14 protein-coding genes are annotated in these 14,052 nt (G+C 62.1%); 7 read left to right on the forward strand and 7 right to left on the reverse strand.

Going from position 1 to position 14,052, the window contains the following annotated elements; all coding sequences use genetic code 11:
• Positions 1-16 precede the first annotated feature (16 nt).
• The gene (locus tag D1Y85_RS16610; protein WP_124152157.1) at positions 17-907 is read left to right on the forward strand and encodes an SDR family oxidoreductase; all 891 of its coding nucleotides are present in this window, start codon (positions 17-19) and stop codon (positions 905-907) included.
• Positions 908-916: 9 nt separating this feature from the next.
• Here the strand turns inward: D1Y85_RS16610 and D1Y85_RS16615 are convergent, their stop codons facing one another.
• The 7 genes from D1Y85_RS16615 to D1Y85_RS16645 form a co-directional block, all read right to left on the reverse strand.
• Positions 917-1,786 carry an enoyl-CoA hydratase-related protein gene (locus tag D1Y85_RS16615; protein ID WP_124152158.1) on the reverse strand — a complete coding sequence of 290 codons (870 nt, stop codon included), beginning with the start codon at positions 1,784-1,786 and terminating at the stop codon, positions 917-919.
• A gap of 31 nt (positions 1,787-1,817) precedes the next feature.
• Positions 1,818-2,696, reverse strand: coding sequence for a crotonase/enoyl-CoA hydratase family protein (locus tag D1Y85_RS16620; RefSeq protein ID WP_124152159.1), 879 nt, complete (start codon positions 2,694-2,696; stop codon positions 1,818-1,820).
• 9 nt (positions 2,697-2,705) lie between these two features.
• Complete coding sequence (locus D1Y85_RS16625) at positions 2,706-3,524, reverse strand: SDR family oxidoreductase (protein WP_124152160.1); 819 nt, start codon at positions 3,522-3,524, stop codon at positions 2,706-2,708.
• Positions 3,525-3,537: 13 nt separating this feature from the next.
• Positions 3,538-4,704 carry an acyl-CoA dehydrogenase family protein gene (locus D1Y85_RS16630; protein WP_124152161.1) on the reverse strand — a complete coding sequence of 389 codons (1,167 nt, stop codon included), beginning with the start codon at positions 4,702-4,704 and terminating at the stop codon, positions 3,538-3,540.
• Between the two features lie 5 nt (positions 4,705-4,709).
• Positions 4,710-6,200: an acyl-CoA reductase gene (locus tag D1Y85_RS16635; protein ID WP_124152162.1), complete on the reverse strand. Its 1,491-nt coding sequence runs from the start codon at positions 6,198-6,200 to the stop codon at positions 4,710-4,712.
• 2 nt (positions 6,201-6,202) lie between these two features.
• The gene (locus D1Y85_RS16640; protein WP_246024947.1) at positions 6,203-7,519 is read right to left on the reverse strand and encodes a phenylacetate--CoA ligase family protein; all 1,317 of its coding nucleotides are present in this window, start codon (positions 7,517-7,519) and stop codon (positions 6,203-6,205) included.
• A gap of 205 nt (positions 7,520-7,724) precedes the next feature.
• Positions 7,725-8,849 carry a nitronate monooxygenase gene (locus tag D1Y85_RS16645; protein ID WP_124152164.1) on the reverse strand — a complete coding sequence of 375 codons (1,125 nt, stop codon included), beginning with the start codon at positions 8,847-8,849 and terminating at the stop codon, positions 7,725-7,727.
• A gap of 266 nt (positions 8,850-9,115) precedes the next feature.
• Between D1Y85_RS16645 and D1Y85_RS16650 the strand changes: the two genes are divergently transcribed.
• The 6 genes from D1Y85_RS16650 to D1Y85_RS16675 all read left to right on the forward strand — a co-directional run bounded on the left by D1Y85_RS16650 (position 9,116) and on the right by D1Y85_RS16675 (position 14,037).
• Positions 9,116-9,871 (forward strand): glucose 1-dehydrogenase, encoded by a 756-nt coding sequence (locus tag D1Y85_RS16650; RefSeq protein WP_124152165.1) that lies wholly within the window; start codon positions 9,116-9,118, stop codon positions 9,869-9,871.
• 30 nt (positions 9,872-9,901) lie between these two features.
• Positions 9,902-11,377, forward strand: coding sequence for an aldehyde dehydrogenase family protein (locus D1Y85_RS16655; RefSeq protein WP_221410307.1), 1,476 nt, complete (start codon positions 9,902-9,904; stop codon positions 11,375-11,377).
• A gap of 139 nt (positions 11,378-11,516) precedes the next feature.
• The gene (locus tag D1Y85_RS16660) at positions 11,517-12,752 is read left to right on the forward strand and encodes a cytochrome P450 (RefSeq protein ID WP_124152166.1); all 1,236 of its coding nucleotides are present in this window, start codon (positions 11,517-11,519) and stop codon (positions 12,750-12,752) included.
• Between the two features lie 12 nt (positions 12,753-12,764).
• The gene (locus D1Y85_RS16665) at positions 12,765-12,944 is read left to right on the forward strand and encodes a rubredoxin (RefSeq protein ID WP_124152167.1); all 180 of its coding nucleotides are present in this window, start codon (positions 12,765-12,767) and stop codon (positions 12,942-12,944) included.
• Between the two features lies 1 nt (position 12,945).
• Positions 12,946-13,266 (forward strand): 2Fe-2S iron-sulfur cluster-binding protein, encoded by a 321-nt coding sequence (locus tag D1Y85_RS16670; protein ID WP_124152168.1) that lies wholly within the window; start codon positions 12,946-12,948, stop codon positions 13,264-13,266.
• 132 nt (positions 13,267-13,398) lie between these two features.
• Positions 13,399-14,037 (forward strand): TetR/AcrR family transcriptional regulator, encoded by a 639-nt coding sequence (locus tag D1Y85_RS16675; RefSeq protein ID WP_124152169.1) that lies wholly within the window; start codon positions 13,399-13,401, stop codon positions 14,035-14,037.
• Positions 14,038-14,052 lie beyond the last annotated feature (15 nt).

A 14,052-nucleotide genomic window follows, 5' to 3' on the forward strand; every position in this document is an offset into this window, starting at 1 on the left:
GATAAAGTGGGTCCTGATGAAACTCGACGAATTGCTCTACAAGCCGGGCCTGCTACAAGGTCAGCGTATTTTGATTACCGGTGGCGGAACGGGTCTCGGGCGGGTGATGGCCGAGGCCTGTTTGCTGCTCGGCGCGACGGTCTATATCTGCGGTCGACGTGCAGGCGTGCTCGAGCAAACCTCGGCGGAGCTGATGGCCGCACATGGTGGCAACGTGGTCGGACTGGTATGTGACATCCGAGAGGCGACGCAGATTAGCGCAATGCTCGATGCGATCTGGGCCGATGGCGGTCCGCTTACCGGTCTCGTCAACAACGCTGCCGGAAATTTCGTCAGTCGTACAGAGGATCTGTCGACGCGCGGTTTTGATGCGATTTCCAACATCGTCTTTCGAGGCTCTTTCCTCGTCACGCTCGATTGCGGCAAACGCTGGCTCGCCTCCGGCACGCAAGCCTCGGTCATCTCGATCGTCACGACGTGGGTCTGGAACGGTTCGCCGTTCGTCGTGCCTTCAGCCATGTCAAAGGCGGCGCTGGCGGCGATGACGCAGTCTCTTGCCGTGGAGTGGGGTGGACGCGGCATCCGCTTCAACGCGATCGCGCCCGGCGTGTTTCCAACGGAAGGCATGAGTGCGAGATTGAATCCGAACGGCGATGAAGGCGGGATGATCGAAGGTAACCCGATGCGGCGTACGGGCGAGATGCCCGAACTAGCCAACCTCGCCGTGTACCTGCTGTCGCCGGGATCGGCTTACGTGAACGGTCAGATCATTGCAATCGATGGCGGCCAATATCAGGCGACTGGCGGCAATTTCTCGAGCATGAGCAAGATGAGCGATGACGACTGGCTCCAGGCTCGCGCCGCGATTGCCCGGCGCGACTCGGCCGACAAGCAGCAACGAACCTGAGCACGCTGCCTAATCATCCGGCGTCGGCGCCGGATGAAAAACAGGTTCGCGTTTCTGCTGGAAGGCCAGCACGCCCTCGACAAAGGACGGCTTCGCACCACACTCGCCCTGCAGTTGTGCCTCGAGGTCGAGTTGGGTGGCGAGGTCGTGTTCGGGCGAGCGGCGCAGCAAGGCCTTTACCTCTGCATTGACGTGCGTGGGATTCGCGGCGAGCCGTGCGGCCACACGTTGTGCTTCGGCTGCCAGCGCGTCGTCGTCCACCGCACGCCAGATGAGGCCAAGGCGTTCGGCTTCGTCGGCGGATACCGGTTCGCCGAGCAGCGCCAGCGCGAGACTGCGGGCGCGTCCGACTGTGCGGGGCAACTGCCAGCTAATTCCGCAGTCGGGCACCAGGCCGAGGCGCGGTGCAAATACTTGGATGAAGCGCGCGGAGCGTGACGCCAGCACGATGTCGCAGGCCAGCGCGAGGCCCACACCGCCACCGGCGGCGGTACCGTTCACTGCACAGACCACCGCCTTCGGATGGTCGGCGATCTGGCGAATCAGCGGGTGGAAGTGCTGCAGCAGGCCGTCGCGGGTGTCGTCGCCGATATGGCGCAACTCGGCCGAGCGTCCCTCAGGCGGCAGGTCGAGTATGCCGTCGTAGTCGCGGCCGGTGCCGCTCGCGCCTCCGGCGGCAAGATCGGCACCGCTGCAGAAGGCGCGTCCGGCCCCGGTCAATACCAGGGCGCGCACATCCTCGCGCACGGCAAGCTCGTCCAGCGTACGGCGCAGAGCGTCGATCAGAGCGACGTCCAGCGCGTTGAAGCGCTGCGGCCGGTTGAGCGTTAGCGTAGCGATTGCGTCTGCAATGTGGACATGCAGTACGGCGTCGGTCATAGGGAACGCCTCGAAATGGTCGGCTGGCCGGTCAGGCTGGACCGAGCCACCAGGGATAGAAGTCAGGCATGCGGGACGCGCGTTCGGCGAACTGCGGCGGCCGTTTTTCAAGGAAGGCCCGTACACCTTCGCGCCCGTCGTGCTGGCTCGTGTGAAATTCACCCATTGTCTCGACCAGATGCGCCTGCCAGGGATCGGGCATCGACGACAGGCGATACATCATCTGCCGTGTGAGCGCCACCGATACCGGGGAACGTTCATGCACCAGCACGTGTGCGTAGCGATGCGCGCGCGCGAGCAACTCGTCCGCAGGCAAGACCTCGCTGACGAGGCCGCAGCGGTGTGCTTCGGATGCCGGAATAATTTCGCCCGAATAGACCCACTCCAGCGCTTTCGGCAGGCCCACCACCTTGGGCAAAAACCAGCTCGAGCAAGCATCGGGAACGATGCCGATCTTGCCGAACACGAAACCGAAACGGGCCCGATCTGACGCGAAGCGGACGTCCATCGCGAGCGTCATCGTCGCACCCACGCCGACGGCCGGGCCGTTGACAGCCGCGATCACGGGCTTCTTGCAACGGAAAATGGCCAGTGTCAGCAGACCACCCTTGTCACGGACGCCGCGTAGCAGCATCGGGTCGTCGGGCTGTTGCTGAAGATCGGCGAGGGTGGGCGACATCGTTTCGTCCAGGCCAAACACGTTGCCCGGACCGCTCAGGTCCATGCCGGCACAGAATGCACGACCGGCGCCGGTCACGATCACGGCCCGTACAGCATCGTTTTCACTCGCGTCGTCGAAGGCCTCGATCAGCTCCTCGCCCATGCTCACAGTGAAAGCATTGAGTTGGTCGGGACGGTCCAGCGTGATCGTCAGAACCTGGTCATCGAGTTCGGTGCGGATAGCGCTCATGGTGGGCCGTCAGTCCATGACCACTGCAGAGACGCCGCCGTCCACCGGCAGCAGTTGCCCGGTGATGTGCTTGCCAGCATCGCTCGCGAACAACAGTACTGCGCCCTTCAACGCTTCGTCGTCACCGAAACGGCGTAGCGGCACCGCGCCAGTCAATTCGGCGGTGCGCTCCGGCGTGGTGAGGTGCTTCGACATGCGGCTGGGGAAAATGCCCGGCAGGATGGCGTTGACGGTGATGCCAAACGGACCCCACTCGCAAGCCAGTGCACGAGTCATCGCGACCACCGCTCCCTTGCTGGCGCAATAGGCGAGCGCTTCCATCGAGCCGTTGGTGCCCCCCAGCGCCGCCACGGATGCGATGTTGATAATGCGGCCATGACCGCGCGGAATCATGCTGCGCCGTCCGAGTTCGCGCGCGAGCACGAAGCTCGCGCGGGCATTGACGTCCATTACTTTGTCCCACGCGGTGGTGGGATGCTCGGCGGCCGGCGCGCCCCAGGTCGTGCCTGCGCAATTCACGAGGATGTCCACGGCACCGAGCCGTTCCAGCGCATTGTCCGCTAGCGCCAGCACCTGGTCTTCCTGGCCACCGTCGGCGACGATGCTATCGGCTTCGATACCGGCTGCACGCAGTTCGGCCACGGCCTCGGCCAGTTCGTCGGCCTTGCGCGCGCTCAGCATCAGACGGGCGCCGGCTTCGCCGAGCGCGTGAGCCATCTGCAATCCAAGGCCTCGCGAACCGCCGGTTACGAGTGCGGTGCGGTTGCGCAGATCGTGCAATTGCTGCACGGTGCGTGCAGATTGAGGTGTCGGGTTTGAGATAGTCATGGATGGCGACTCATCAGCGGCCGAGCAGCGAGCGCGCGACCAGTTCTTTCATCACTTCGGACGTGCCGCCATAGATGCGCAGCACGCGTGCGTCGGTCCAGAAACGTGAGATCGGATATTCGGCCATATAGCCGTAGCCTCCGAATAGCTGCAGGCACTCATCGGCTACCCGGCCGAATAGCTCGCTCACGTGCAGCTTGAGCGCGGATGCCGCCTCGGGCGTCAACTCGCCGCGGCGATAGGCATCGACGCAGGCGGCGGTGAACGCGTCGGCGGCCGCGATATCGGTTGCGGCCTGCGCGAGCTTGAAGCGCGTGTTCTGAAATTGCGCAAGGGAATGGCCGAACGCTTCACGCTCGCGTACGTAGCGAACCGTGGCATCGAGCGCACCCTTGGCAGCGTTCACGCCCTGTACGGCGATGATCAGCCGCTCGCGTGGCAGTTCGCGCATCATCTGCACGAAGCCCTGTCCCTCGACGCCTCCCAACAACGCATCTGCAGGCACGCGCATGTCGTCGAAAAAGATTTCCGAGGTGTCGCCCGCGTGCTGGCCCACCTTCTCGAGGCGCCGGCCGCGTTTGAAGCCGGGCGCGCTCGCGTCCACGAGGAAGAGGCTCACTCCTTTGGCGCCAGCGGACGGATCGGTCTTGGCCGCGAGCACGAACAGATCGGCGTTCTGCCCGTTGGAGATGAAAATCTTCGAGCCGTTGATCACATAGCTGTCGCCGTCCCGGCGCGCATGGCTGCGGATGGCCTTAAGGTCGCTGCCCGCGCCGGGTTCGGTCATGGCGATCGCGGCGATCGCGTTGCCCTGAACCATGCGCGGCAGCCAGTACTGACGTTGTGCCTCGGTGCCGAAGTGCAGCAAGTACGGCGGAATGATGTCGGTATGCACTTGCAGACCGCCAACAAAACCGGCATAGCCAAGCCGCGACAGCACCTCGATCACCGCGAACGAGAAATTCACGTTGGCGCCTGCACCGCCATAGCACTCGGGCACGTCAGCACAGAGAAAACCGTGCTCACCCATCTTGGCGAATAGCTCACGGGGCACCTGGCCTGCTTTCTCCCACTCGCGATAGTGCGGTTCGATTTCAGCCGCGCAGAAGCGCTCGACGGACTGCGTGAACAGCGCCAGTTCCGCGCGCTCTTCCTGGCTCAGGAAGTGGTTGGTCAGCATTCCGTTCATTCCATGACGATCGGCGGACGCTGCCAGGGACCGGGGACGCGTTCGGGACTGGCGATCTGGTTGGAGATCCATTTGCCCATGCGCCGTAGCGGTTCGATTGCATCCTGCGGAGCGGCCCACTTGAGCGCAACGGCGTAACCCAGTGAAACGATCCGTTGTGCACCGTACAACGGCAACAGATCCTTGAGCTCGTCCTTCAGGGCTTCGGGGTATATACCGACGGTTTGCGTGGTGGCGTCGACGGCGGCCAGCACTTGATCCAGCGTATCGACAGGCACCAGGTTCGCGTTGCGGTCGTTCAGTGCGGCAGCGAAAGACACCGGATCGGACAGTTGCGAAACGATGATCGAGCCTTCGCCTTGCTCGCCACCAATGACGCGATACCAGTCGTCATCGAGGCGTAACGCATCGACGTCCGCCTTGAGGTTCGGGTCGGGCCGTCGGGGGGCGGTGCTGATCGAATTCGGCAGCGTTTGTATGGCCTCGTAGACGCGCCGCCCGAAGTCGTTGAGCCGCGCGAGTCCTGCTTCGTCGGTGCCCGATTCGACATAGACGACGCGGGCGTTCACGCAACCGGTCTGGTTGGCGGCGCCGATGTCGCAGGCAAGTCGTTGGGCTGCTTCGGCAAGGGTCTGCTCGCTATCGAAGGTGCCTGCGCCCAAAATACTGACGCTTCGCTTCGGGTCCAGCGAGATCAGTTCCAGCCCGGGCTGAATGTATCGGGTGACGTGCTTGACCGACGCGAAGCCGCCCCATGCCACGATTTTCTCGATGTGCTGCGGCTGGTACAGGCGGCGCTCGAAGGCCTCGTCTCCGCCTTTCCAGTAGGCCACGGTGAGATGGCGGGTGAGCGGGTGATCGGGCGCCATCTCGATCATCGTGCGGGCAATGGCCGTCGCCGTGAAAGGGTCGTTTGAGGGCGCCTTGATGATGGCGTCGCTGCGCAAGATCATGTTGCGCAGGATCGTCAGCAGAGAGAGCCCCGGCGAGTTGCCGGCGACGATATGCAGCGCGCGTGCGCCGAAGCAGCGCACTTCGAGCTCCGTCCCGTCGATCAACGTCTGACGAACCCAGCCTTCCAGGTGCCGGATGCCGACGGTGCTCTCCGTCGCTTCGATGATGGCCGCGCGGTCCAGCATGCGAGGCAGGCCCAGGTAAGTGGCACGAACCAGTGACGGCGTGGTCGGCGCGGTCAGATAGGTCAGCTCGCAGGCACGCTGCAGATGCGGATTGCTGGCGAGGTCGAGGTGTTTTGCGAGCGTGGCGGCGTAGTCGAGGATATCGTCGAACGTGAGCCGGGTCAGTTCGGCGAGGCGCGCTGGATCGGCGAGCGGCAAGCGATCCGCGTAGTGGTGCCAGTCGGGGGTCAGAAAGCGGAGATCGCCGCCTCGGCCACCCACTTCCACGAGGTGATCGGTGATCACTTCGCCACGGATAATCAAGGGCACGACGGGCAGCGTCGTGTCATGAGCTACCTGGATTTCCATGCTCATACCTCGAACTGGTTGAGAAACGACAGTGCATCGTTGACGACGCTCTCCGAGGCAGCACACGTGATCTTGTCGTCGCCGCCATTCTTCTCGCTATAACGTTGGACCGCGCCAACCACATAGCGGCCGGTGTGCCCGCACGGGCACGGCTTGTCCCACTCGACCGTGATTTCGTCGCCCGAGATAAACCCGCCCCAGCGCGCGTGAGCGCCCAGATCGAAGAACGCTGCGCGTCCGGTCACACGGCCTTCGCGCGGCAGCGGTTGACCCGTTTCCGGATCAAGCAAAAACGGAATCACGGTGGGTGCGAAGTGAAAATGACCGTGTTCGCATTTCATATGCGAGCCGAGGATCTCCGTCATGCCGTAGAGTTCGTGCAGACGTTTTACTCCGGTAAAGCGGCGCACATCGTCCTGCCAGTCCGGTGGTGGCACCATGCCCTTTGCGCCGCCTCCATAGCTGATATACGAATCCGGCGCGAACACGCCTTCCAGCCCACGCGCCAAACCTGCCTTGGCCATGCCGTGCAGCATGTTCCAGGTCGCCCAGATATAGATGCGTTTGCCGTGTAGTTGCTCGGCGAGCTGTTCGAAGAATTGTTCCAGGCGCTGTGGCATGTCGGCCAGCAGCGCATCGAACTGCGCCTTTTTGGCCCTTAGCGCTGGGCTGATCTGCAGCCGGTCCAATGTGCCGCGGGCCTGCGCTGCGCGGATCCGCGCGCCGAGATAAAGCACATCCGAACTCATTCGACCCGGATAAGCCGCGTGAAAGTAATCTTCTCCTTTCAGCAACACCTGTACCGCCATGTCGTTGCCTCGCAGATGGCCCGAGCTACCCGAGCGGAAGTAGGGGTAGGCTACGTGCAAGTCGGGGGCAGGCATGTCCGGACCGGTCTGATTCCAGACGAAGAGTCGCCGCACCAGCGCGTTTTTCTGATACTCGGTGCTGCTCACCGGCAAGAACGACATCGACCCCGATGTGCCAGTGGAATGCCCGAGCCGTAACGCGGGCACCGCTTCGTCCATGACGGCGAACCAGTCGTCCAGTCCCTCACAGGCACCCACTTCTGCCGCGCGCACCTGCTCGGCCAGTTCTGGTGTTACCAGCTTGGTCAGCCATTGGTTGATCTGCGGAAAACGGTTGTTTTCCAGCAGCGCCGGTGGATACGATTTGTAGACGGTGTGCTGAAACAGCAGCGGGACGACGTCATCGACCTGCTCGATGGTTTCGACGCCTGTCCCGTCGGCGAGCTTTTTCAGCATCGGGATCGCGTCTCTCAGTTCAGCGAAGCGCTGCTTCAGGCCGAGCAGATGCATCGCATCCAGTTCGGCACGCGGGAGGTGCTCCCAGCCATGCAGCGAATATCCCGCCAAGGCTGCGGGTTGGTTCAGGAGAAGATGGGTCTTCTCGGCAATCGACGATGCGTCCGTAGGCAAGGTTTGTCTCCTGAGGTGATTTGATCGAGTGGCCTTTATTGAGGCTGGCGATCAGCGCCGTACTCGAACCGAGGCGGTCCTTCCTCTATGCGTGGTCTTCTGCGTGAACGAGTTGATGGAGACGCTCAGTCGCGTCGAGGAACTCGTTGAGCAAGCCGTAGACGATTTCCTTCACCGTGGTTTCACCATTCATGTCACCGACGATCTGCCCGACCGGGTAACTCATATAGTCGCTCGCGCGCGCACGTTCGATGCGGGTGCGCGCTTCGAAGGTCGAAATGGTCTGCAGCGGCATCTGCAGCGGCTTCGGCGCACCGGGCTGCTCGAACGCATCGCTCAGCTTGCTCTTAAGCATGCGGCACGGCTTGCCGGTCAGCGCCCGCGATTGGACCGCTTCTTCCGACTTTGCATTGAAGAGCCGCTGTTTCATTTCCGGAGTCAGATCGCTCTTGTCCGTGCCCAGCCAGATCGATCCACACCAGATTCCATCTGCGCCCAGCGCCAGAGCGGCAGCCATTTGCCGGCCACGTCCAATGCCGCCGGCGGCGAGCACCGGAATGTCGCCTGCCGCGTCGACCACCTGCGGCCAGAGAACCATCGACGTGATCGTGCCGGTGTGTCCGCCGGCTTCGCAGCCTTGAGCGACGAGAACATCGACGCCCGCTTCGATTTGGGCGGCCACGTGATCGAGACGACCCACGAGCGATCCCACCTTGATGCCCTTCGCGTGAAGCTCGTCGACTTTGTGCTTCGGCGGCGTGCCCAGCGCATTGACCAGCAGTTTGACGTTCGGGTGGCGCAGCACGACCTCGAAAAGTTCCTCGGCGGCTTCGGGGGTCATGTGCAGACGTTCGAGGAACTCGTCGAACATGCGGTCGCCTTCTCCGGCCGGCAATGGCGGGATGCCCGCGTCGTCACAGAGCTTCCTGAGAAAGCGCTGGTTTTCCTCGGGCAACGTCGGACGTCCGTTCGAGCGCTTCGCCGACGCCTCGTATTTATTGGGAATCAGGATGTCAACGCCGTACGGCTTGCCGTCTGTGTGCTCGTCGATCCAGTGCAGCTCCTGCTCCAGTTGTTCCGGCGAGTATCCGCTGATCCCCAGAACACCCATGCCGCCCGCACGCGTGACTTCCGCGACCACGTCCCGGCAGTGCGAAAAGGCAAAGATAGGGAGTTCGATCTGCAACATCTCACATACTTTTGTTTTCATTGGAAGCCGTGCTGAAGCGAGGAGAAGGTGGAGATGCTGCTCGGGATAACCGCAGATTATCATCTCGATCATATATATTATTTGCAAGTCTCGGCGCGGTAAAGCACTTTACCTACGATCGCCTCCGTTGGCATTTCAAAAGCGCGCGGCTTAGGGAAAGCACTGTGTCGTGTTGCGCTTGACCTGGTGCGCCGAACATCCCAATAATAAAAAACGGAATAGTATTCCGTTAATAGGGTGGTCCAGGGAATCGAGGAGACAACGACATGGGTTTCGAGAACAAGGTAGCGGTCGTCACGGGTGCTGCCCAGGGCATGGGCGCAGCTTATGCACGCCTGCTCGCGCAGCGCGGTGCAGCGGTGGTCGTCGCCGATATTCAGGCCGACGCGGCAGAGGCGGTGGCAAAGAGTATTCGTGCCGACGGCGGCCGCGCGGTTGCGCACGCAACTAACGTGGGCGATCCCGCGTCCTGTCTTGCCTGCGCTTCGGCTGCGACGCAGGCGTTCGGGCGCATCGACTACCTCGTGAACAACGCGGGGCTACTCAGTGCTTCTTTCGCGGCACCGCTGCCGGAAATCGCGATCGACGACTATCTGCGCATCGTCGCGGTCAACATGCACAGCGTGCTGTACATGACCCAGGCGGTGGTGCCGGCCATGAAGGCCGCAGGCGGCGGCGCAATCGTCAACACGTCGTCGATCGGCAGCTGGATGAAGACCGGCATCTATTCGGTGTCGAAGGCCGGCGTCAACGCACTGACCGTCAATCTGTCGCAGACGCTCGGGCCGCACGGTATTCGTGTCAATGCGGTCGCACCGGGGACCACGGCGACGGAAGGGATGCAACCCATCATGTCAGTCGAGCAGATGGGGCAGTGGGCGCAGATGCTCGGCAAGCCGACCGCTGAAGTCGCGGCGCCCGAGATGATCGCGCGGGTCGGCATTTTCCTGCTCAGCGACGACGCGCATTACATCAACGGTCAGATCTTGCCGGTGGACGGCGGGACGATCGTCCGGCTCTGATCGCCCACTGCTCACAGCGAAAGGTATCCCATGAGTGACATGATCAAACCCGCGATCGACCGGCGCCCGCCGGCAGGTCGTATCGTGATTGGCGAGCGCGATTTTGCCGCTGGCAGTGGCGGTGTCTTCGCCCACATCAACCCCGCCAATGGCGAGCATCAGGCCGATGTGCCGCTCGCCGGCAAAGCGGAGGTCGAGCAGGCCGTCGCCTGTGCGAAGCAGGCTTTCGAAGTGTGGCGCCGGATGCCGGCCGTCGAACGGCGTGAGAGGCTTGCTCGCCTCGCCGCACTGATCGAGTCGCGCAGCGACGAGTTCATTCGCCTCGCGGCCATCGAAGGAGGTACGCCCGTGACGGTCGGCGCGGGTGGCCCGCGCCTCGCCGTGGAGTGGACGAACTACTACGCCGGATGGGCGGACAAGATCGATGGCCAGGTGGTGTCGATGCCGCCAGCGGACGAGTTCATCTATACGCTGCCCGAGCCGTATGGCGTGATCGGCATCATCGTGACCTGGAATGGGCCGCTGATTTCGCTGGGCATGAAGGTGGCCCCCGCGCTCGCTGCGGGTAACACTGTCGTTATCAAGCCGGCGGAACAGACGCCTTTCGTGGCCTGTCTGTTCGCCGATCTTGCCCGTGAGGCCGGCATTCCGCCGGGGGTTGTGAATGTGGTGCCGGGTGCGGCAGAGGCTGCCGAGGCATTGATCGCCCATCCTGACGTCGAGAAAATCACGTTCACGGGTGGTCCCGCGACTGCACGCAAGATCCTGCATCAGTGTGCCGATTTGCTGAAGCCAGCGGTGCTCGAACTGGGCGGTAAATCGGCCAACATCGTGTTTCCCGATGCCGATATTCAGGCCGTGGCGCAGTTTGCGGCGTTCTGGAGCGTCGGGCTACTGAGCGGGCAGGGTTGCGAACTGCCCACGCGCCTGCTCGTCGACGACAGCATCTACGAGCGCACGGTCGAAGCGGTCGCGGCGGTGGCAGGCCATCTGCCGGTGGGCGATCCGTTCGATCCGGCGACTGTCGTCGGGCCGCTGATCAACCAGGCCGCCTGTGAGCGCGTGCTGGGCATGATCGGCCGTGCGCGTGATAGCGGCGCGGGGCGCGTGATAACCGGTGGCGAGCGGCTCGGCGGTCACCTCGCGACAGGTTGTTACGTTGCGCCGACCGTGATCGCCGACGTCGACCCGAGTAGCGAGATCGCGCGCAACGAGGTGTTCGGTCCGGTGCTCGTGATTCATCGCTTCAGGACGGAGGAAGAAGCGATTGCCATCGCCAACTCGACCAACTACGGGCTTGGCGGTTACTTGCAGACGAATGATCTGAAGCGTGCGCAACGCGTGGCAACGGCACTCAAGACCGGTTACGTGCACATCAACGGCTCGCGCAATATCCCGGCGTGGGCGCCGTTTGGCGGGGTCGGCCTGTCCGGTTACGGCAAGGAAGGCGGGCGGCCGGGACTCGACGAGTTCATTCGCCTGAAGACAGTCAGCATTCCCGCTTGAGAGGAACTGCCTGATTGAACTGTCTTGATCGCCTAAACCCTGAACGGGCTGTCTTAATGAGCGGCATTGAAGATGCACTCGCACCCGTTCCTGGTGGGCGACTTTGAACTGAAACGGTTTTAAACAGGGGAAGACAACCATGAAACAGCAGTCTGTGGAGTACCCGCCACACGTGCATGCAAGCCGGGTGTTGGATTTTGATATTTACGACCTCGGTCTCGCCGGTGCCGAATATCAAGCCGCACTCAGGCGGTTGCAAGAGCCAGACGTGCCCGAAGTCTTCTGGACTGTCCGAAATGGTGGTCATTGGGTCGTGACGCGTTCGACCGAAATCAATGCCGTCCTGAGCGATACGGCTCATTTTTCGTCCCGTTATATTAGTGTTCCTAAACCGCCTCCTGAACGGGAAATGCCGCCGCTTAAGCCACTTCAGGTGGATCCGCCCGATCACATGAAGTATCGCAACCTGCTGATGGCGGCGCTTTCTCCGAAGGCTGTTCAAGGATTAGGCGAAAATGCACGCGTACTCGCCATTGAACTGATCGAGGGTTTTCGCGCACGCGGTGAGTGCGAGTTCGTCAGCGAGTTTGCACAACACCTTCCGGTGGCGATTTTCCTGAACATCGTCGATTTGCCGGAGTCGGATCGTCCCTATTTGACGCAGCTTACCGAAGTTGTCGTGCGTAGCGACGACGAATCGCAGCGCCAGTCTGCGCTGCAAAAAATCGGTGCATACGGGATGCAGAAAATCCGCGAGCGCCGAGCCCATCCTGGTTCCGATCTGATTAGCTCGCTAGCGACCGCGAAGGTCGACGGCGAGGAGCTGGACGACTTCGCGTTGACCGGCATGATGACGTTACTATTGCTCGCTGGCCTTGACACGGTTGCCTCCATGATGGGTTTCTTTGCCCGCTTTCTCGCGACGAATCCCGATCATCGCAGGCAACTGGCCAGCAACCCCGCGTTGATGCAGAACGCAGTTGAGGAGCTGCTACGTCGCTATCCGATTGCGAATCTCGCGCGTGTCGTAAAGGAGGATGTGGAATTCGGCGGTGTTGCGATGAAGGCAGGAGACATGGTCGTGGTGCCGACGGCGCTTGATGGGCTCGACGATCGCAAGTTCTCCGATCCGCTGAAGGTGGATTTCAATCGCGAGAAACCTATTCATGCCACGTTCGGTGGCGGAGTGCACCGTTGCATGGGTTCGATGCTCGCCCGCACAGAGTTGCGGGTGTTTCTCGATGAATGGTTGAAGCGGATTCCCGATTTCCAGATCAGCCCGGACGCTGACGTGAAGGTCAGTGTGCGCAGCGTGGCTACGATTACTTCACTGCCGCTTGTCTGGAATCCCGCCGAGACACATTCAGTACCCTGAAGGGAAGGTCCGATGAGTGACTGGAAAAAATGGCAATGCTTTTTCTGCGGCTTCTTTTATGACGAAGAGCTTGGTTTGCCGAAAGCGGGCATTGCTCCCGGAACGCGATGGGAATCGATTCCCGAGAACTGGACTTGCCCTGACTGCGGCGCTGTGAAATCCGATTTTTACATGGTTGAAGTGGAAGGGTGAGATGATCGAGATCCGGTTCGTCTTGACGAGTGGTGAAGTCGTCACAGTGGCCAGCGAGGAAGGTATCTCTGTCATGGAAGCGGCGGTGCGCAACTCCGTGCCGGGCATCGCCGCTGAATGTGGTGGCTGCCTGTCATGCGGGACATGTCATGCACACCTTTCGGCAGAATTTGCAGGCCGCGTCCCGCCGCCCGGGGAGATGGAGTCGGCGATGCTTGATAACGTGATCGACCCGCGCCCGGGTAGCCGATTGACTTGTCAGGTCATCGTGACTCCGGCGCTGAATGGTGCCGAATTTCGTATCCCCGAGGGGGGCTATTGAAAACCGGTTTGCGACGTGCGAACGCCCCGCGGCAGTCATCGTCGGGCATGATGCTGCATGACGTGTCGGGTGGTGATGCATGCTGGCCCGCGGCAAAGTAAAATCTTGTCGTCTTCCTTTCGTTTGCGCGACATGAGCACTTTGTCCGGATCACCTTCAGTCAACAAGTCCGGCCAGGCGATGCGCCGCAAGGGCCAGGAGAAGCGCCAGCGCATCGTCGAGGCTACCGGCAATCTGTTGCGCACGTGTCCGCTCGGGCAACTGCGCGCCGCCGACATCGCGCGCGAGGCCGGTACTTCCTTGCCTAATTTCTATTTGTATTTCGATGGTGTAATCGACGCGGTGCTGGCGACCGTGCAGCAGGTATTGATGGGCGACGACCATATTGTCGGACTGCTCGACGCCGCGTGGCCCTCTAACGAAATCGACGCACGGGCATTCGAGTTCGTTTCTGCCTATGTATCGTACTGGCGTGAGCACGCGCCGTTGCTGCGCGTACGTGCGATGCTCGTGGCCGAAGGTGAGCCGCGCTTTGCGAAAGCGGAGGAAGACGCTTCGCTGCCGCTGCTAAAAGCGCTCTCAGCCAAACTTGCGCACGTGCGTCCGGATATCGATCACGCCCCTTCGGCCGCCGGTGTGCTGCTCGCGATGCTCGACCGTCTTGCCGCGTATGTACCGGGCGGATCGAATGCTTTTGGCGTGACGACGGAGCGACTGATCGAGGCCGCGGCAAGGGTCCTGGCCGATACGCTCCGCGGTGGCCCGCGGTAACCGGGCCGGAACGGG

The organism is Paraburkholderia dinghuensis (assembly GCF_003837865.1).
GTDB lineage: Bacteria > Pseudomonadota > Gammaproteobacteria > Burkholderiales > Burkholderiaceae > Paraburkholderia > Paraburkholderia dinghuensis.